An 18564-nucleotide genomic window follows, 5' to 3' on the forward strand; every position below is an offset into this window, starting at 1 on the left:
AAAACCCCCCGGGGGGGGGGGGGTTTTTTTGTGTCTGGCGTTTACTCAGACCGTCACGTGCAGGCGCACATCGACGTTGCCGCGGGTGGCGTTGGAGTATGGGCAGACTTTGTGCGCCTTCTCCACCAGGCCTTCGGCATCTGCCTGGGCCAGGCCCGGCAGGTTGATGTGCAGGTCGATGTCCAGGCCGAAACCACCGGGGATCTGGCCGATACCGACCTTGGCGGTGATCGAGGCGTCGGCAGGCAGGGCTTTCTTTTCCTGGCCGGCGACGAACTTCAGCGCGCCGATGAAGCAGGCCGAGTAGCCGGCAGCGAACATCTGCTCGGGGTTGGTGCCTTCACCGCCAGCACCGCCCAGTTCTTTAGGGGTGCTCAGCTTGACTTCGAGCTTGCCGTCGCTGGAGCGGGATTTGCCGTCGCGACCACCAGTGGAGGTTGCTTCTGCGATGTACAGGGGAGTGACCTTTTGCATCTTGAGCCTCGCTTGTGTGCTGTGCGCCTTGGCGCTGGGTGGGTGTGGGTTTAAATTAGCGCGCAATTATTTAGTGCGCAAGATAAATTTTCGACCATTCGTCCGACAGGCTTTCACAGCATAGTCCTCAGAGGCTTTTTTGCAGGCTGTCGCGCAGGTCGAGCAGTTCGGCCTGCAGCTTCTGCAAGCGTTCCACCGTGCGCCCGGAGGCTTCCAGGATGCAGTGCGGCACCTTGCTGGCCTCATCGCGCAAATCGCGGCCCTTGTCGGTCAGTTGCACCAGCACCACGCGCTCATCGTCGCGGCTGCGGGTGCGCTTGAGCAGGCCTTCGCTTTCCAGGCGCTTGAGCAGCGGGGTGAGCGAACCGGGGTCGGTCAACAGGCGCTGGCTGATTTCGCCTACGGTCAGGCCGTCCTGCTCCCACAGCACGAGCATGGCCAGGTATTGCGGGTAGGTGAGGCCCAGGGCCTGCAACAAGGGTTTGTAGACCTTGGTCATCAGCAACGAGGTGGAGTGCAGGGCGAAGCACACCTGGTTGTCCAGCAGCAGCTCGTCGCAGGGGGCTTTGGTGTCGGCGTTCATGCAAGTCCTTGAATGAGTTCAGTTAAGAATCTAGCACGCAGATCGTTAGCGCGCTCATCAACCACGCAGTCCACTGCGTAGCGCCAGGTCCCAGGGAGGGACCGGGCTGAAGCGGCTCTTGAGGAATTCGAGCAGCAAGCGGCTGCGAGAGTTCGTTTCATGTTCGAGCCGGAGTGCATAGATACCGGTGGTTTCCGGTTCGGGCAGGCCGTTTTCGCAGAACAGCGGCAGCAGTTCACCCCGTAGCAGGTATTCGCTGACCAGCCAGGTGGGCAGATGGGCGATGCCGAGGCCGGCGAGGGCGCCGAACAGCAGGGTTTCGGCGTTGTTGGCGGTCATACGCAGGCGTGCCGGGCGGTACAGGCGCACTTGGCCATCGACGGCGAAGCGCCAGGCGAACGGTGGTGCAAGGCCATCCCAGTCCAGGCCGTCGTGCTGCGGCAGCTCGCTGGGGCAGGTAGGCACCCCTCGCGCGGCCAGGTAGGCCGGGCTGGCGCAGGCGATGCGCACCATGTAGGCCAGCGGTGTGGCGACCAGTCGTGTGTCGGCCAGAGTGCCTGCGCGCAGCACCAGGTCGACCTCGCCCAGGTGGCTGCCGTGCATGTCGACGAAACTGTCGATCAGGCGCAGTTGCACATCGAGCCCGGGGTAGGCCACCAGGAAGTCGGCGATCGCGGGTGCCAGGTGACGGCGTCCGAAGGCTGCCGGGGCATCCATGCGGATCAGGCCTTCCGGTGCATTGCTCAGGGATACCGCTTCAGCGCGTGCCAGGCGCAGTTCCTCGATGATGCGCCGGGCGCGTTCGGCGAAGGCATTGCCCGCTGGGGTCGGGCGCACGGCATGGGTGCTGCGCACGAACAGGCGGCTGCCCACGGCGTTTTCCAGGTTGTCGATGCGTCGTGCGACTGCCGAAGGCGTCAAGGGGTGACGACGCGCGGCCGCAGAGAAGCTGCCAGTTTCCAGCACGTCGAGAAACAGACTCAGTTGTTCGGTGAGGATATCTGGACTCATGACCCTTCCCATGCTTTTGCGTAAAACGCAAAGCCATTGTGCGCTGCTGTGCGTTTCCCCGCCAGCCTGCACTGGGTAGCATGCCTGGATTGAGAATGCTGTCGGATGAGGCACTGATGATCGAGTGGGTGATGTACATCGTTTTAGGCGCGGCGCTGGGCACCATGGGTGGCCTGTTCGGCATCGGCGGCGGGTTGATTGCTATTCCTGCACTGGGAGTGCTGTTCGGTCTCGACCAGCAACTGGCCCAGGGCACGGCGTTGGTGATGGTAGTGCCTAACGTGCTGCTGGCGCTGTGGCGCTACCATCAGCGCAACCGCATCGAGCTGCGCCATGCGGTGCCGCTTTCGCTGTGCAGCTTCATTTTTGCGTGGCTGGGGTCGATCTGGGCGGTCGGGCTCGATGCGCACTCCATGCGCCTGGGTTTCGTCGCGTTCCTGGTGGCGCTGGCGGTGTGGAACGTGGCACGCATGTTCATGAAGGTCAGCCCGCCGAGCAGCCAGTTGCGTTATCCCTGGCCTTGGCTGGGTGTGCTGGGTTGCTTCGCCGGTAGCATGGGCGGGCTGTTCGGTGTTGGCGGCGCGGTAGTGGCCACGCCGATCCTGACCAGCGTGTTCGGCACCACCCAGGTGGTGGCCCAGGGGCTGTCGCTGGCGCTTGCGGCGCCGAGCACCATGGTGACACTGCTCACCTATGGCGTTCATGGCAGCGTTGACTGGCATGCCGGTATTCCACTGGCGGTGGGCGGTCTGCTCAGCATCAGCTGGGGCGTGAAGCTGGCCCATGCGTTGCCCGAGAAAGTGCTGCGTACGCTGTTCTGCGTGTTTCTGATTGTCTGTGCGGTGATGCTGGGCCTGGAGCTGTAATCGCGTTTACCTGAAGCCGTCGATCACGTAGTCGGCCATGCAGTCGGTGATCGGCGAGTGGCTTTGCGCATTGCGCAGCAGCATCACATTGGCCACCGGTAACTGCGGCAGGCCCTGGTCTTCGCTGAGGATGCACAGAGGGTCGCTGATGAGGCTATGCAACTGGGCTGTAACCGCCAGGCCTGCGCCGACGATGGCAAAGATGGCCGCCAGGCTTGGGCTTGTGTAGGCGATGCGGTAATCGATCCCCTGATGGTCCAGGGCGTTGCAGGCCCAGGTGCGGCAGAAACAGTCGGTGTTGAACATCGCCAGGGGCATCGGGCTCTGTTCGTGGGGGCAGAAGCCCTTGGCGGCTGCCCATACCAGGCGCTCCTGACGCAGCAGCTGGCCCACCTCGGCACCTGGCTCGCGGGTGATGATGGTCAGGTCCAGGTCCTGGCGCTGCATCAACTGCTTCGATGGCTCGCAATGCACCTCCACCTGGATCAGCGGATAGCTGCAGGCGAAGCTGGCGAGAATCGCCGGCAGAAAGCGCATGGCGTAGTCGTCTGGAGTGCCGATGCGCACCACGCCGACCATGTGCGGCATGCGCAAGGTGTTGAACACCTCACCGTGCAGCTTGAGGATGCGCCGGGCGTAACCCAGCAGCACCTGGCCCTCGGCGGTCAGGCGCACCTGGCGTCCGTCGCGTTCGAACAACTGGCGCTGGAGGATGTCTTCCTCCAGGCGTTTCATCTGCATGCTCACTGCCGACTGGGTACGGTTGACGACCTCCCCGGCGCGGGTGAAGCCGCCTTGTTCGGCGATGGCGACGAAGGTGCGCAAGACCTCGGCGTCGAGACTCTGGTAGGTGGACATTGCATCAATTCTCCAGATGCAAGACATAAGAAACATTCGTTGGATTGATCCTAAGCCTAGCGCGAGACTGAAGCCACTCACACGGAGGGCTTCACGATGAAAGGTCATTTCAGCGTCACGCACACCCCCTTCTCCTTGGGCCAACTTCTTGCACAGGCGCTTCAGCGACTGCTGCGCTGGCAACAGCTGTACCGCCAGCGGCGGCAATTGGCCAGCCTCAGCGACGATGCGCTGCACGATCTGGGGTTGAGTCGGGCGGATACCCTGCAGGAGGTGGAGCGCCCGTTCTGGGACGATCCATTGCGCAAATGAAGGTGTCGCTGCGGGGCAGGGCTGCCCCGCGGCGTTTACAGGCTGTAGTAGTAGCCGCGGCTGCGCAGGGCGACGATGCGGGGGCGGCCATCGGCGTGGGGGCCGATCTTCTTGCGCAGGTTGCTGACGTGCATGTCCAGGCTGCGGTCATAGAGCGTCAGTTTGCGGCCCAGGCCGATCTGTGCCAGCTCCTGCTTGTCCAATGGCTCGCCGGGTTGACGCAGCAGGGCTTCGAGGATGCGGCTCTCGGAGAGTGTCAGGCTCATCTCGCGCTGATCGATGCTGACCACCCCGCGCACGGGGCTGAAGGCCAGGTCGCCGATCTCGATCTGGGTGCTGGGCGCCGCCGGGTGGCTGCGGCGCAGCACGGCACGCAAGCGAGCGGTCAGCTCACGCGGGTCGCAGGGTTTGGCCAGGTAATCGTCGGCACCCAGTTCCAGGCCCAGGATGCGGTCCAGCGGTTCGCCACGGGCCGACAGCATCAGCACCGGCAGTTCGGCGTGGTCGCTGCGCAGTTGCTTGAGCAGTTCCAGACCGCTGCCATCGGGCAGCATTACATCGAGCACCACCGCCGCCGGGGCGTGGGCGGCCAGGGCCTGTCGCGCGCTCTCGCCGTCGTGGCAGGCGCGGACCGCAAAGCCTTCCTGGGTCAGCCAGCTGCCGAGCAGCTCGCACAACTCCTGGTCATCATCAATCAGTAACAGCTCGCTCATGACTCACTCAATTCAACCATTGTCGGCGTCTTCTGTGTCCGCCGCTGGCTAAGATACCGCAGACTGCCGACAACAGTGCAACGACCGATCCGATCAGGAACCATTGCTGCTGGTCGGTAAGCAGGTGCAGGGGGCTGCTGGCCTGCAGTTTTTCCACCGCAGCCTGCAGGCGCTGGTTGTCCTGGCGCAGGCGTTCGAGTTGGGTGCTTTCCCGGGCGCTGTCGGCATCTTGCAGCTGTTTGCTCAGCGCAGCGCGCTGTTTCTCGCTGTCTTCCAGGCGCTGCTGCAGCTCGGTGATGCGCGCGCCAGCTTCCAGCGACAGAGGCTGTTCGGCGAGAGCGAGGGGAGAGAGCAGCAACAGCCAGAAAAGCAGCAGGGACATCGGACCTTGGCGCATCGGAACTCCTGATTCTTGTTCGATTCAGAAGGTTGTCGGCAGTGGGTCGCAATAGATGAATCCGTGGATTGCCTGGGCCTGTTCGCGTGCAAGTCGTCGTCACGGCTTGCACGCGAACAGAAACGATCGGGCTCAGGGCAGCACTTGCTTGAACGGTTTGACCACCACCTTCTCGTACACGCCTGCCGCGATGTACGGGTCGGCGTCGGCCCAGGCCTGTGCGGCGGCAAGGGAGTCGAACTCGGCGACGATCAGGCTGCCAGTGAAACCGGCAGCGCCCGGGTCGTTGCTGTCGATGGCCGGATGCGGGCCGGCCAGGATCACTCGACCTTCGGCCTTGAGTTGCTGCAGGCGCTCGATGTGCGCAGGGCGGGCAGCCAGGCGTTTTTCCAGGGAGTTCGCGACGTCGCTGGCGATGATGGCGTAGAGCATGTCAATCCTTGGGTTTGGAGGTGGAAGGGTCGGCGTCGTGCAGATGGCGCGACAGGTACACGCCCTGGGCCACCAGGAAGATCACGGTCATGCCCAGGCTGCCGAAGACCTTGAAGTCGACCCAGAACTCCTGGAACGTGAAGGCGACGAACAGGTTGGCTGCGCCGCAGACCAGGAAGAACAGGATCCAGGCGACGTTCAGGCGGTTCCAGATCGTTTCGGGGAGTGTCAGTGCGTGCCCCATGATGCGCTTGATCAGAACCCGGTCGCCGATGAAGTGGCTGCCGGCGAAGGCCAGGGCGAACAACCAGTTGACCACCGGCGCCTTCCATTTGAGGAAGGTTTCGCTGTGGAAGGCCAGGGTGAGGCCACCGAAGACAAGGCACGCCACCAGTGTCAGCAACTGGCCTTTTTCGAGCTTGCGATGGCGCAGGAACAGCGCGCCGTAGACCACCACGGAGCTGAGGATGAGCATCGCCGTGGCGCTGTAGATACCGCCGAACTCAAAGCTTTGACCGGCGAATTCGACCGGGCGCGGGTCCAGCTTGTAGACGATGAAGAACAGCAGCAGCGGGATGAAATCGATGAATTGTTTCACAGTGGCAGCCAGAAGCGGGATGTGACGGCATAATAACAAACATCGATTCCGGCGAAAGCGCTCCTCCATGAATGTTGATCTGCACTGTCACAGCACGGCCTCCGACGGCGCCCTGTCGCCCACGGCACTGGTCGCCCGCGCCCACGAGCACGGGGTGCGCACGCTGGCACTGACCGATCACGACACCCTCGAAGGGCTCCCCGAGGCGCGCCAGGCGTGTCTTGACCTGGGCATGCAATGGGTCAGCGGGGTGGAGCTGTCATGCACCTGGGGTGGGGCGACCATCCATGTGCTGGGTTACAACTTCCCCCTCGATGCACCGCCCCTGCTGGAGGCCATCGAGCAATTGCACCGTGGTCGCTGGCTGCGCGCCGAGGATATCGCCAGGCGTCTGGCGGGCAAGGGCATGCCGGATGCGCTCGAGGGCGCGCGTGCCGTACAGCAGGAGCTGGGTGACAGTGGCAACGCCCCGGCGCGCCCGCACTTCGCCGAGTTCCTGGTGCGCGCCGGGCACGTCAAGGACCGCGGTGAGGCGTTCCGCAAATGGCTGGGTGCCGGCAAGCTGGGCGACGTCAAGCTGCATTGGCCGACGCTCGAGGAAACTGTCGGGACCCTTCGCCAGTCCAACGCTTGGGTGAGCCTTGCCCATCCCATGCACTACGAACTGACTCGCAGCAAGCGCAGACGCCTGATCGCCGACTATATTCAAGCGGGAGGGCAGGCGCTTGAAGTGGTCAATGGCATGATGCCGCCCGAGCAAGTGGGCACGATGTCCATCCTTACCCGTGAGTTCGGCCTGCTGGCAAGCGCTGGCAGTGACTTCCACGGCCCCGGCACCTGGGGCGAGATCGGTGCCTACCGGCCATTGCCCGAGGACCTGCCACCTCTGTGGCGCCGATTCAGCCATGAACAGCCTATGGCGGTATGAACAGGACGATTACGTGAGTCAATTCTTCCAGATTCATGCGGAGAACCCGCAAGCGCGCCTGATCAAGCAGGCCGTGGAGATCATCCGCAAGGGCGGGGTGGTGGTCTATCCGACCGACTCGGCTTATGCGATGGGATGCCAGATCGGCGACAAGGGGGCCGTCGAGCGCGTACGGCGCCTGCGCCAGCTGGACAAGAACCACAACTTCACCCTGCTGTGCTGCGACCTGTCGCAGATGGGGCTGTTCGCCAAGATCGACACCGCCACGTTCCGCCTGCTCAAGGCGCATATCCCGGGCCCCTATACGTTCATCCTCAACGCCACTCGCGAAGTGCCACGCCTTTTGATGCACGAGAAGCGCCGCACCATCGGCCTGCGCGTGCCGTCCAACCCCATCGCCCTGGCATTGCTGGAAGAGCTGGGCGAGCCGCTGATGAGCGTGAGCCTGATCCTGCCGGGGGACGAGGAACCAATGACCGATCCCTACGAGATCCGCCAACGGCTCGAGCACCACGTCGACCTGATCATCGATGGCGGCTACGGCGATCTGAAAGCCTCGACGGTGATCAGCCTGGCCGGCGATGAGCCGGAACTGATCCGCGAAGGCTGCGGCGACCCCACGCCCTTCCTGGTCAACGCGTGAGCCAGGTGCAGGCCCCCGAGGCGCCGCCGGTCGAGGCCGAGGCGCCGCAGCAACTGCAACTGGCGCTGGTCTATGGCGAAGCGCTGACCGAAATGCCGGTCGACCTGTACATCCCGCCGGATGCCCTGGAGGTCTTCCTCGAAGCCTTCGAGGGCCCGCTGGACCTGTTGCTGTACCTGATCCGCAAGCAGAACATCGATATTCTCGACATCCCGGTGGCGGAAATCACCCGGCAGTACATGGGCTACGTCGAGCTGATGAAGTCGGTGCGCCTGGAGCTGGCTGCCGAGTATCTGGTGATGGCCGCGATGCTCGCCGAGATCAAGTCGCGCATGCTGCTGCCGCGCTCCAGTGAAGTCGAGGAAGAAGAGGGCGATCCTCGCGCCGAACTGATACGCCGTCTGCAGGAGTACGAGCGCTTCAAGGCTGCCGCCGAGGGCATCGACGAGTTGCCGAGGATCGGCCGCGAGGTGCTGGTGCCGCAGTTGGAGGCGCCGCAGGCCAGGGTCCGCAAGCTGCTGCCGGAAGTCGCGCTGGAGGAGATCCTGCTGTCCATGGCTGAGGTCATGCGTCGCAACGATCTGTTCGAAAGCCACCAGATCACCCGCGAGACCTTGTCGACCCGCGAGCGCATGAGCGAGGTGCTCGAGCGTCTGAAGGGCGGCGGCTTCGTACCCTTCATCGAGCTGTTCAGCGTCGAGGAGGGCAAGCTTGGCGTGGTGGTCACCTTCATGGCGATTCTCGAGCTGGTGAAGGAATCGCTGATCGAACTGGTGCAGAATGAGCCTTTCACCCCGATCCATGTCCGTGCCCGGGCCGAGTGACAGTTAAGAGCGCCGATGAACCTGAACGAACCCCGCGACCTGGCGTCGCTGATCGAGGCCTTTCTGCTGGCCTCTGGCAAGCCGCAGTCCCTGGAGCGCCTCTTCGAGTTGTTCGAGGAGGCAGAGCGCCCGGCGCCGGCCGTGTTCAAGAAGGCCCTGGAGGTGCTCGGCAAGTCGTGCAATGGCCGCGCCTTCGAGCTCAAGGAAGTGGCCAGCGGCTACCGCTTGCAGATTCGCGAGGACTTCGCGCCCTGGGTCGGTCGCCTGTGGGAGGAGCGCCCGCAGCGCTATTCCCGTGCGCTGCTCGAAACCATGGCCTTGATCGCCTACCGCCAGCCGATTACCCGGGGCGAGATCGAGGACGTGCGCGGGGTGGCCGTCAACAGCAACATCATCAAGACCCTGATGGAGCGCGAGTGGATCCGCATCGTCGGCTACCGCGAGGTGCCGGGCCGTCCGGCCATGTTCGCCACCACCAAGGCGTTCCTCGATCATTTCAACCTCAAGAGCCTCGATGAGTTGCCGCCGCTGGCCGAACTGCGCGAGATGGAGCCAGAGCCTGTGCTCGACGACCTGGACGATGCGCCGGTGCCCGCGCACCTGCAGGCGTTGGCCGATGCCAGCCTGGGCGAGGGTGAGCTGGAGGGCGAGGGTGAGCCGAAGGAGGAAACCAGCTTCCGCAGCCTGCTGGTGGAGCTGGATGCCATGGAAGAGGGGCTCAAGATCGACTTTGATGATTTACGCGAGGAAGAGGATGTGGTCGAGGACGAGGACAAGCCTTGATCTGCGCTGGCGTTTTGCGGGCTAACCGCCGAGCAGAAAAACTTCATCACCCCGATGCACCCGCCCCATGAACCGCGTACAATGCGCGCCCCCTTGGCGCATTCGCCGCCAAACCGCTTTCACTACACCGTACACCGGGAGGTGCCCAGATGAGTGACAAAGACCTGCAAGAAACCCAGATCACCCCGCCGTCCGGCGAAAAGCTGCAGAAAGTGCTGGCACGCATCGGCGTGGGTTCACGCCGTGACGTCGAAGCCTGGATCAGCCAGGGTCGCATCAAGGTCAACGGCGTCGAGGCCACCCTCGGCCAGCGCGTCGACCTGCACGATGCCATCGCTGTCGACGGCAAGCTGATCAAGCGCGAGGAAGCCGCCGAGGCGACCCGCCGCGTCATCATGTACAACAAGCCAGACGGCGAGATCTGCACCCGTGACGACCCGGAAGGCCGTCCGACCGTGTTCGACCGCCTGCCGCGCCCGAAAGAAGGCCGCTGGATCAATATCGGTCGTCTCGATATCAACACCACGGGCTTGCTGCTGTTCACCACCGACGGTGAACTGGCCAACCGCCTGATGCACCCCTCCTACGAGATGGACCGCGAGTACGCGGTGCGTGTCCGTGGCGAGGTCGACGACGAGATGATCGAGCGCCTCAAGGCGGGCGTGATGCTCGAGGACGGCCCGGCCAAGTTCACCGATATCCAGAAGGCGCCGGGCGGTGAAGGCTTCAACCATTGGTACCATTGCGTGGTGATGGAAGGCCGCAACCGTGAGGTGCGTCGCCTGTGGGAGTCCCAGGGCATGGTGGTCAGCCGCCTGAAGCGCGTGCGTTTCGGCCCGGTGTTCCTCAACTCCGACCTGCCGATGGGCCGCTGGCGTGAAATGAGCCAGGGCGAGATCGACATCCTCGCTGCCGAAGTCGGGCTGCAGCCGGTGGCGCTGCCGACCCTCAACCTCAAGGCCAAGGACAAGCTCGAGCGTCTGCAGCGCAAGTCCACGCGCCCCATGGGTCGTGGCGAGCGCGTGCGTGACCTGCGCCCCGCCAAGGACGCCGGCGAGCGTCAGCCACGCGCGGCCAGCGAGCGCCCGGCGCGTCCGGCACGTGAGGAAGCGCCGCGCAAGGGTAGCCGCGGCAGCGCCGTTGCCGAACGTCCTAGCGAGATGCGCAAGCGTCCTGCGCGTGCGGAAGGCGACAAACCAGCCGGCCGTGGTCGCGGTAAACCGCGTGGTTGATCGCATGCGGCGGTGAAAGGGCCAGCCTTCGGGCTGGCTTTTTTGTGCCTGGTCGAAAAGTGCGAGCCTTCAAGCTGCTGAACAGGAAGCGTTTTTCGTCATGCTGGAAAGTATTTGAACCATCTTGTAACGAAATCTATACGGAATCTGCCGGTATTACCGTTCGGTTTCCTGCTTTCCAGGCTGGTGTAAACAGATCTTGCCGCATGCCGCGCCGCAGAGCCTTCCATCGGCCGTTCGCGCTATTGCCCAAAGCCCCGTCCCGCGCTGATATGACGGACATTGCCAAGTGCATCAGCCCACTCCTGCAGTCGGGCCTACACAACAACAAATGGAGGCGCCATGTACGCCGATCACTACGCCATTGATGGCCCTTGCCCCAGGACCGCTGCGTTTTTTCTCGAGGAAACGACGCAACGCGTTGACGCCTGCGCGCTCGCAGGGGTATACAATGCGCCGCGTTTTACCTGTGACCCCCTCGCGTACCACGCATTCTCGCCGACTCCCGGCTGATCCGCCCCAGGCTCCGTGCCAGGCGCGGCGCCAGGGTCCGGGAACCCAAGGTAACCACCTTGCCTCATTCCGCTGTGCCACGAGCGCGGCGGGTCCGATTCCGTCACAGATAAAAACAAGCAGGTGACTTCGTTCATGAGTGGACACAATTCGCAGCCGTCAGGCGAACTCAAGCGTGGCTTGAAGAACCGCCATATCCAGCTGATCGCCCTGGGGGGCGCCATCGGTACCGGCCTGTTCCTCGGCTCGGCCGGGGTGATGAAATCCGCCGGGCCCTCGATGATCCTTGGCTACGCCATCTGCGGCTTCATCGCCTTCATGATCATGCGCCAGCTCGGCGAGATGATCGTCGAAGAGCCCGTGGCCGGCTCCTTCAGCCACTTTGCCCACAAGTATTGGGGCGGCTTTGCCGGGTTCCTGTCGGGCTGGAACTGCTGGGTGCTTTACATCCTGGTGGGCATGTCGGAGTTGTCCGCCGTCGGCAAGTACGTCCACTACTGGTGGCCGGAAATCCCGACCTGGGTGACGGCGGCGGGCTTCTTCCTGCTGATCAACGCGATCAACCTGATGAACGTCAAGGTGTTCGGCGAGGCCGAGTTCTGGTTCGCGATCATCAAGGTGGCCGCCATCGTCGGCATGATCGCCCTGGGCGCGTACCTGCTCACCAGCGGCAGTGGCGGCCCGGACGCCTCGGTGACCAACCTGTGGAGCCATGGTGGTTTCTTCCCCAACGGCGTGAGCGGATTGGTGATGGCGCTGGCGATCATCATGTTCTCCTTCGGTGGCCTGGAAATGCTCGGCTTCACCGCCGCCGAGGCCGACAAGCCCAAGACCGTGATCCCGAAGGCGATCAACCAGGTCATCTACCGCATCCTGATCTTCTACATCGGCGCCTTGGTTGTGCTGCTGTCGCTGACCCCGTGGGACAGCCTGGTGGCCAGCATCGATGCGTCGGGTGGTAGCTATGGCAGCAGCCCGTTCGTCCAGGTGTTCTCGCTGCTGGGCAGTGATGTCGCGGCGCACCTGCTGAACTTCGTGGTACTGACCGCGGCACTGTCGGTGTACAACAGCGGCACCTACTGCAATGCGCGCATGCTCTACGGCATGGCCGACCAGGGCGATGCCCCGGCGGGCCTGGCGAAGATCGACCGTCGTGGCGTGCCGGTGCGGGCGATCCTGGCGTCGGCAGCGTTCACCCTGATTGCCGTGCTGCTCAACTACTTCATGCCGCAGCATGCCCTGGAGTTGCTGATGTCGCTGGTGGTCGCGGCGCTGGTGATCAACTGGGCGATGATCAGCTACTCGCACCTCAAGTTCCGCCAGCACCTTGACCGTACCGGCCAGAAGCCGCTGTTCAAGGCGCTGTGGTACCCGTACGGCAACTACCTGTGCCTGGCCTTCGTGGTGCTGATCCTGGGCATCATGCTGCAGATCCCGGGGATCCAGATTTCGGTCTACGCGATTCCGGTGTGGCTGGTGGTGATGTATGTGTTCTATGTGATCAAGAGCAAGCGCATGGCGCAGGCGGGTACTGCGGCGGGTAGCGTGGCCAAGTAAGCCGGTAGCTTGATTCGGGAAACCCGGTGCCAGGGGCTGGTGCCGGGTTTTTTGTTGTCTGCTCGGGCCCTGTGGGAGCGGGCTTGCCCGCGAAAGCGTCCAACCAGGCAACCGCTAAATCTGCTCCAACAACCACCCGCGAAACGCCCTGAGCGAGGGCAGCGCCTCGTTGCGCGGCGGGTAGATCAGGTAATAGCTGCGCTGGCTGGCGAACGCCTCGCCCGGGCTGAACAGCTCGCCCTTGGCCAACTCCTCGGCCACCAGAATCCTCGGCACCAGGCCGATGCCGATCCCGGCGCGTACTGCCTGGATCAGGTGCGATGTCAGCTCGAAGCTCGGCCCCAGCCGCATGGCGCGGTGCGCCAGGCCGTGATGAGAAAACCATTCGCCCCAGGCATGCGGGTTGTTGGCGACATTGAGCAGCAACTCTTCGCTGATCCGTGCCGGCGTCCATGTGTCCGCTGCGCCCGCAGCCTGCGGCGGCAGGATCACCACCAGTTCCTCGGCATGCAATCGATGGCAGATCAGGCCGGGCAGGTCCTGGCTGGCCACGCCGATGGCGGCATCGATCTCGCTGGTGTCGAAGTTGATCGCCTCGATGCGTGAATGGATGTGCACCAGCATCCCGGGATGCGCGCTGTAGAACGCGTTCAGGCGCGGCAGCAGCCATTTCGAACCGAAGGTGGGCAGTGTCGCCAGGCGCAGGGTGCCGACCCCGGACTGATAGGCGAGGGCCTGCAGCGTGGCGCTGCGAATGCGCCCGAGGGCTTCGCTCAACTCGCGCTGGTACAGGCGCCCGACATCGGTCAATTGCACCTGGCGCCCCTCGCGGCGGAACAAGGTCAGGCCCAGTTGCTGCTCCAGCGCCTGGACCTGGCGGCTGACGGCGCTCTGGGTCAGTGACAGCTCGACGGCCGCGCGGGTGTAGCTTTCATGCCGGGCAGCGGCCTCGAACGCCAGCAGCAAGGACATCGATGGGGTCAGGTGGCGGTAATTCATTCATGAAACTCATCGATAGCGGCAGGATTATCCGTTTGCCCTCGGCTGGAAAGTACAGGAACATTGGCCTACTCGTCATCCGGCTCTGAGTTATTCATGCCGGCTGAGCAACAGAGCGTCGCCCGCCGGGTGATGCCAGACCGTGAACCTGCCCATACAAGAGGCCATCCTTCGATGATCGCCCAGTTGCCTGTCCGTGCGCCTGCCGCCGGCTACCCCGAATTCCTCGAAGCCCTGAGCGCCAGCGGCTTCCGTGGCCAGATCAGCGCCGACTACGGCACCCGTACGGTGCTGGCCACCGACAACTCGATCTATCAGCGCCTGCCCCAGGCGGCCGTCTTCCCGCTCGACGCTGACGACGTGGCACGCGTCGCCACGTTGATGGCCGAGCCGCGTTTTCGCCAGGTCAAACTGACCCCGCGCGGTGGTGGTACAGGGACCAACGGCCAGTCATTGACCGACGGCATCGTCGTCGACCTGTCGCGGCACATGAACACCATCCTCGAAATCAACACCCAGGAGCGTTGGGTGCGGGTGCAGGCCGGTGTGGTGAAGGATCAGCTCAACGCTGCGCTCAAGCCGCACGGGCTGTTCTTCGCCCCTGAGCTGTCGACCTCCAACCGCGCCACGGTCGGCGGCATGATCAATACCGATGCCAGCGGCCAGGGCAGTTGCACCTACGGCAAGACCCGTGACCATGTGCTCGAGCTGCACAGCGTGCTGCTCGGTGGCGAACGCCTGCACAGCCTGCCGATCGACGACGCTGCGCTGGAGCAGGCCTGCGCCGCACCTGGCCGGGTCGGCGAGGTCTATCGCATGGCCCGCGAGATCCAGCAGACCCAAGGCGAGCTGATCGAGAACACCTTCCCCAAGCTAAACCGTTGCCTGACCGGTTACGACCTGGCGCACCTGCGCGACGAAGAGGGCCGCTTCAACCTAAATAGCGTGCTGTGCGGTGCCGAAGGTTCGTTGGGCTACGTGGTCGAGGCCAAGCTCAATGTACTGCCGATCCCGAAATACGCGGTGTTGGTCAACGTGCGTTACACCAGCTTCATGGATGCCCTGCGTGATGCCAATGCGTTGATGGCGCACAAGCCACTGTCGATCGAGACCGTCGACTCCAAGGTACTGATGCTGGCGATGAAGGATATCGTCTGGCACAGCGTCGCCGAGTACTTCCCCGCCGACGCCGAGCGCCCGACCCTGGGTATCAACCTGGTCGAGTTCTGTGGCGACGAGCCGGCTGAGGTCAATGCCCGTGTCGAGGCGTTCGTCGAACACCTGCGCAGCGATACCAGCGTCGAGCGGTTGGGCCATACCCTCGCCGAGGGCGCCGAGGCCGTGACGCGCGTCTACACCATGCGCAAGCGTTCGGTCGGTTTGCTCGGCAACGTCGAAGGCGAGGTGCGGCCGCAGCCGTTCGTGGAAGATACCGCGGTACCGCCGGAGCAGTTGGCCGACTACATCGCCGAATTCCGTGCGCTGCTCGATGGCCATGGCCTGGCCTATGGCATGTTCGGTCATGTCGATGCCGGCGTGCTGCACGTGCGTCCGGCGCTGGACATGAAAGACCCCGCCCAGGCCGCGTTGGTCAAGCCGATCTCCGATGCGGTGGCGGCGCTGACCAAGCGCTATGGTGGTTTGCTCTGGGGCGAGCATGGCAAAGGGTTGCGTTCGGAATACGTGCCGGAGTACTTCGGTGAGCTGTATCCGGCCCTGCAGCGGCTCAAGGGTGCATTCGACCCGTACAACCAGCTCAATCCGGGCAAGATCTGCACGCCGCCAGACAGCGCCGAGGGCCTGACGCCGGTCGATGGTGTCACCCTGCGTGGCGACCTGGACCGAAACATCGACGAGCGCGTGTGGCAGAGCTTCGGCAGCGCCGTGCACTGCAACGGCAACGGCGCCTGCTACAACTATGACCCCAACGACGCCATGTGCCCGTCGTGGAAGGCCACCCGCGAGCGCCGCCATTCACCCAAGGGGCGCGCTTCGCTGATCCGTGAATGGCTGCGCCTGCAGGGCGAGGCCAACATCGATGTGCTGGCCTCGGCGCAGCGCAAGGCGTCGTGGATCAAGGGCCTGCCCAAGCGCCTGGGCAACCTGCGGGCCCAGCGTCAGGGCCAGGAGGACTTCTCTCACGAGGTTTACGACGCCATGGCCGGCTGCCTGGCGTGCAAGTCGTGCGCGGGGCAGTGCCCGATCAAGGTCAACGTACCGGACTTCCGTTCACGCTTCCTCGAGCTCTACCACGGTCGCTACCAGCGCCCGCTGCGTGATTATCTGATCGGCTCGCTGGAGTTCACCATTCCGTACCTGGCCCATGTGCCGGGCGTGTATAACGCGGTGATGGGGTCGAAGTGGGTCAGCCGTCTGCTGGCTGACAAGGTCGGGATGGTCGACAGCCCACTGATCAGCCGCTTCAATTTCCAGTCCACCCTGACCCGCTGCCGTGTGGGTGTGGCCAGTGTGCCCGCCCTGCGCGAGCTGACCCCGGCCCAGCGCGAGCGCAGCATCGTGCTGGTGCAGGACGCTTTCACGCGGTACTTCGAGACGCCGCTGCTGGCTTCGTTCATCGAGCTGGCCCACCGGCTGGGCTACAAGGTGTTCCTGGCGCCCTACAGCGCCAACGGCAAGCCGCTGCACGTGCAGGGTTTCCTTGGTGCCTTCGCCAAGGCGGCGATTCGCAATGGCCGGCAGCTCAAGGCCCTGGCGGATTGCGGTGTGCAACTGGTGGGGCTGGACCCGGCGATGACCCTGGTCTATCGCCAGGAATACCAGAAGGTCGACGGCCTGCAAGGCTGTCCGACGGTGTTGTTGCCGCAGGAATGGCTGATGGAGGCGCTGCCCGAACAGGCCGCAGGGCAGGGTGGCAGCTTCCGCCTGATGGCGCACTGCACCGAGAAGACCAACGTCCCGGCCAGCACCCGGCAGTGGGAGCAGGTCTTCGCGCGGATGGGGCTGAAGCTTTCCACCGAGGCCACCGGATGTTGCGGGATGTCCGGGACCTACGGGCACGAGGCACGCAACCAGCAGGCTTCGAAGACCATCTTCGAGCAGTCGTGGGCGACCAAGCTGGACAAGGAGGGTGAGGCGTTGGCAACCGGTTATTCGTGCCGCAGCCAGGTCAAGCGCATGACCGAGAAGCAGCTGCGCCATCCGCTGGAGGTGGTGTTGCAGTACGTGGTGCGCTGATCTCGCGGCCTCTTCGCGGGCAAGTCCGTGAAGAGGCCAGCGCAACCTTCAGCCGTGCTGCTCCCGTCCGAGCCGTGCCTGGCGGTACAGGTACAGGCTCAATACCAGCCCGCACATCGCCGCCCCGGCGGCAAACAGGAAGATCGACCTGAAGCCGAACCCTGAGGCCACCGCGCCCACCAGTGGCCCGGTGATCCCCAGCGACAGGTCGATGAACAGCGAATAGGCGCCGACCGCCGCGCCACGGTTGGCTGCCGACACCTGGTTCACCGCTTCCACCCCCAGTGCCGGGAACACCAGCGAGAAGCCGAAGCCGCTCAAGGCCGCGCCCACCAAGGCCAGCTGGGCGTTGGGTGCCAGCCACAGCATCAACAGCCCCAGGGTTTCCACCGACAGGCAGGCGATGGCCACGCGAAAACCGCCGATGCGGTTGATCAGATTGCCGAACAGCAGGCGTGCGCAGATGAAGCTGGCGCCGAACAGGCTCAGGGTCAGCGCCGCATCTGGCCAGTTGCGGCTGGCGTAGTAGAGGGTGATGAAGGTCGCGATGGTGCCGAAGCCGATCGAGCCCAGCGCCAGCCCCGAACCATGCGGGAACACCTTGCCCAGCACCTGCAGGAAGGGCAGGCGCTTGCCCGCCACCACCGGCGCGGCCTGCTTGGGCCAGGCCAGTGCCAGGCCAAGAACGCCCAGCAGAATGATGCTCGCACCCATGCTCCACAGCCCCAGGCCCTTGACCATCAGCACCCCCAGCGGTGCGCCGACGGCCAGCGCACCATAGCTGGCGATGCCATTCCAGGAGATGACCTTGGCGGTGTGTTCGGCGCCGACGCGGCCGATGCCCCAGCCGATCGAACCCGAGCCCACGAGGCTTTCCGCGCTGCCCAGTACCAGGCGCCCGATGAGCAGGCAGGTGAGGCTCAGCCAGGGCAGGTGGGTGAGGAAGCTGCAGGCCAGCATGAACACCCCGCTCAGGCCGCAGCCGAACAGGCCCCACATTACCGCCTTCTTGCTACCGAGGTTGTCGATGATACGGCTGGCGGTCGGGCGGCTGAGCAGGGTTGCCAGGTACTGCACGCTGATGACCAGGCCTGCGAGCACGGCGCTGAAACCCAGGTCGTTGTGCACATAGCTGGGCAGTACGGCAAGGGGGATGCCGATGTTCAGGTAGCCGATGAAGGTGAAGAGAACGATGGAGACGACTTGCAGGGTGACCGCAAGAGGGCGCGGTGAGTCGGGCATGGGGGCCTTCGAGGTTCTGGACTGTGTGAAAACGCGATGACGGGGGGTAGCCGCAGGTCAGCCGTTTTCACACGGTCGGTGGGGATGCGCGGTTATTCCTGATCGGCGCTGGATTGATCGTCACCTTCCTGCGAAGCAGGTGCCGGCTCGGCGGCGTGGGCGGTAACGGTTTGCTCTTCGGGGTTCAGGCTTGGGAAGGGAAGATTCGGGATTTCATGCATCTCGTCGTTCCTCGCAAGTGTGAGTGAAAAGGCGGCGCGTAGCGCAGTGGAAGCTTTTGCAAAGCCGGGGCAGGATACAGCAGTCTGGATGACAGTTTATAAATTTTCCTGTTCGCCGGTCGATTTGCGGGCGAATAGCGGACGATGTTCGCTTGGGTTCTGCCGGGAATGCATTCGCGCCGG

General features: G+C 64.1%; 20 protein-coding genes. 9 read left to right on the forward strand and 11 right to left on the reverse strand.

The window, feature by feature from the left end; translation table 11 throughout:
- Positions 1–45: 45 nt before the first annotated feature.
- From HU729_RS20560 to HU729_RS20570, 3 genes are all read right to left on the reverse strand, one after another.
- Positions 46–474, reverse strand: a complete 429-nt coding sequence (locus HU729_RS20560) for an organic hydroperoxide resistance protein (protein WP_011532840.1) — start codon at positions 472–474, stop codon at positions 46–48.
- Positions 475–601: 127 nt separating this feature from the next.
- On the reverse strand, positions 602–1057 hold the full coding sequence (locus HU729_RS20565) for a MarR family transcriptional regulator (RefSeq protein ID WP_186666519.1): 456 nt from the start codon (positions 1055–1057) through the stop codon (positions 602–604).
- 57 nt (positions 1058–1114) lie between these two features.
- Complete coding sequence (locus HU729_RS20570; protein ID WP_054891955.1) at positions 1115–2068, reverse strand: LysR family transcriptional regulator; 954 nt, start codon at positions 2066–2068, stop codon at positions 1115–1117.
- Positions 2069–2184: 116 nt separating this feature from the next.
- Between HU729_RS20570 and HU729_RS20575 the strand changes: the two genes are divergently transcribed.
- Entirely contained in the window at positions 2185–2934 is a 750-nt protein-coding gene (locus tag HU729_RS20575) for a sulfite exporter TauE/SafE family protein (protein ID WP_186666678.1), read from the forward strand.
- A gap of 6 nt (positions 2935–2940) precedes the next feature.
- Here HU729_RS20575 and HU729_RS20580 read toward each other — a convergent pair whose 3' ends face one another.
- Complete coding sequence (locus HU729_RS20580) at positions 2941–3792, reverse strand: LysR substrate-binding domain-containing protein (protein ID WP_186711397.1); 852 nt, start codon at positions 3790–3792, stop codon at positions 2941–2943.
- Positions 3793–3888: 96 nt separating this feature from the next.
- Here HU729_RS20580 and HU729_RS20585 point away from each other — a divergent pair, with 96 nt between their 5' ends.
- Positions 3889–4104 (forward strand): DUF1127 domain-containing protein, encoded by a 216-nt coding sequence (locus HU729_RS20585; RefSeq protein ID WP_186711398.1) that lies wholly within the window; start codon positions 3889–3891, stop codon positions 4102–4104.
- Positions 4105–4139: 35 nt separating this feature from the next.
- On the opposite strand, the gene HU729_RS20590 is transcribed toward HU729_RS20585, so the two are convergent.
- The 4 genes from HU729_RS20590 to HU729_RS20605 all read right to left on the reverse strand — a co-directional run bounded on the left by HU729_RS20590 (position 4140) and on the right by HU729_RS20605 (position 6244).
- Positions 4140–4817, reverse strand: a complete 678-nt coding sequence (locus HU729_RS20590; RefSeq protein WP_054891952.1) for a response regulator transcription factor — start codon at positions 4815–4817, stop codon at positions 4140–4142.
- A 7-nt stretch (positions 4818–4824) separates the two neighbouring features.
- Complete coding sequence (locus HU729_RS20595) at positions 4825–5214, reverse strand: translation initiation factor 2 (RefSeq protein ID WP_186666511.1); 390 nt, start codon at positions 5212–5214, stop codon at positions 4825–4827.
- Between the two features lie 132 nt (positions 5215–5346).
- Positions 5347–5646 carry a YciI family protein gene (locus tag HU729_RS20600; RefSeq protein ID WP_186666509.1) on the reverse strand — a complete coding sequence of 100 codons (300 nt, stop codon included), beginning with the start codon at positions 5644–5646 and terminating at the stop codon, positions 5347–5349.
- A gap of 1 nt (position 5647) precedes the next feature.
- The gene (locus tag HU729_RS20605; RefSeq protein ID WP_186666507.1) at positions 5648–6244 is read right to left on the reverse strand and encodes a septation protein A; all 597 of its coding nucleotides are present in this window, start codon (positions 6242–6244) and stop codon (positions 5648–5650) included.
- Between the two features lie 67 nt (positions 6245–6311).
- On the opposite strand from HU729_RS20605, the gene HU729_RS20610 reads away from it, so the two are divergent.
- The 6 genes from HU729_RS20610 to HU729_RS20635 all read left to right on the forward strand — a co-directional run bounded on the left by HU729_RS20610 (position 6312) and on the right by HU729_RS20635 (position 12724).
- Complete coding sequence (locus tag HU729_RS20610) at positions 6312–7172, forward strand: PHP domain-containing protein (protein ID WP_186666505.1); 861 nt, start codon at positions 6312–6314, stop codon at positions 7170–7172.
- Between the two features lie 13 nt (positions 7173–7185).
- Positions 7186–7815: an L-threonylcarbamoyladenylate synthase gene (locus HU729_RS20615; protein ID WP_186711399.1), complete on the forward strand. Its 630-nt coding sequence runs from the start codon at positions 7186–7188 to the stop codon at positions 7813–7815.
- A 125-nt stretch (positions 7816–7940) separates the two neighbouring features.
- Entirely contained in the window at positions 7941–8639 is a 699-nt protein-coding gene (locus HU729_RS20620; RefSeq protein ID WP_186666677.1) for a ScpA family protein, read from the forward strand.
- A 15-nt stretch (positions 8640–8654) separates the two neighbouring features.
- Complete coding sequence (gene scpB, locus HU729_RS20625) at positions 8655–9422, forward strand: SMC-Scp complex subunit ScpB (protein ID WP_186666503.1); 768 nt, start codon at positions 8655–8657, stop codon at positions 9420–9422.
- A 149-nt stretch (positions 9423–9571) separates the two neighbouring features.
- Positions 9572–10654: a 23S rRNA pseudouridine(2605) synthase RluB gene (gene rluB / locus HU729_RS20630; protein WP_186666501.1), complete on the forward strand. Its 1083-nt coding sequence runs from the start codon at positions 9572–9574 to the stop codon at positions 10652–10654.
- A gap of 648 nt (positions 10655–11302) precedes the next feature.
- On the forward strand, positions 11303–12724 hold the full coding sequence (locus HU729_RS20635) for an amino acid permease (protein ID WP_186711400.1): 1422 nt from the start codon (positions 11303–11305) through the stop codon (positions 12722–12724).
- Between the two features lie 114 nt (positions 12725–12838).
- On the opposite strand, the gene HU729_RS20640 is transcribed toward HU729_RS20635, so the two are convergent.
- On the reverse strand, positions 12839–13723 hold the full coding sequence (locus HU729_RS20640) for a LysR substrate-binding domain-containing protein (RefSeq protein ID WP_186711401.1): 885 nt from the start codon (positions 13721–13723) through the stop codon (positions 12839–12841).
- A 174-nt stretch (positions 13724–13897) separates the two neighbouring features.
- On the opposite strand from HU729_RS20640, the gene HU729_RS20645 reads away from it, so the two are divergent.
- Positions 13898–16918, forward strand: a complete 3021-nt coding sequence (locus HU729_RS20645; protein WP_186711402.1) for an FAD-binding and (Fe-S)-binding domain-containing protein — start codon at positions 13898–13900, stop codon at positions 16916–16918.
- A 48-nt stretch (positions 16919–16966) separates the two neighbouring features.
- Here HU729_RS20645 and HU729_RS20650 read toward each other — a convergent pair whose 3' ends face one another.
- Both HU729_RS20650 and HU729_RS25985 read right to left on the reverse strand, forming a co-directional pair.
- Positions 16967–18160, reverse strand: a complete 1194-nt coding sequence (locus HU729_RS20650) for an MFS transporter (RefSeq protein ID WP_186666498.1) — start codon at positions 18158–18160, stop codon at positions 16967–16969.
- A gap of 92 nt (positions 18161–18252) precedes the next feature.
- On the reverse strand, positions 18253–18381 hold the full coding sequence (locus HU729_RS25985) for a hypothetical protein (RefSeq protein WP_256093873.1): 129 nt from the start codon (positions 18379–18381) through the stop codon (positions 18253–18255).
- Between the last annotated feature and the right edge of the window lie 183 nt (positions 18382–18564).

Source organism: Pseudomonas sp. RW10S2, assembly GCF_014268985.1.
In the GTDB taxonomy this organism is placed as follows: Bacteria; Pseudomonadota; Gammaproteobacteria; order Pseudomonadales; family Pseudomonadaceae; genus Aquipseudomonas; species Aquipseudomonas wayambapalatensis.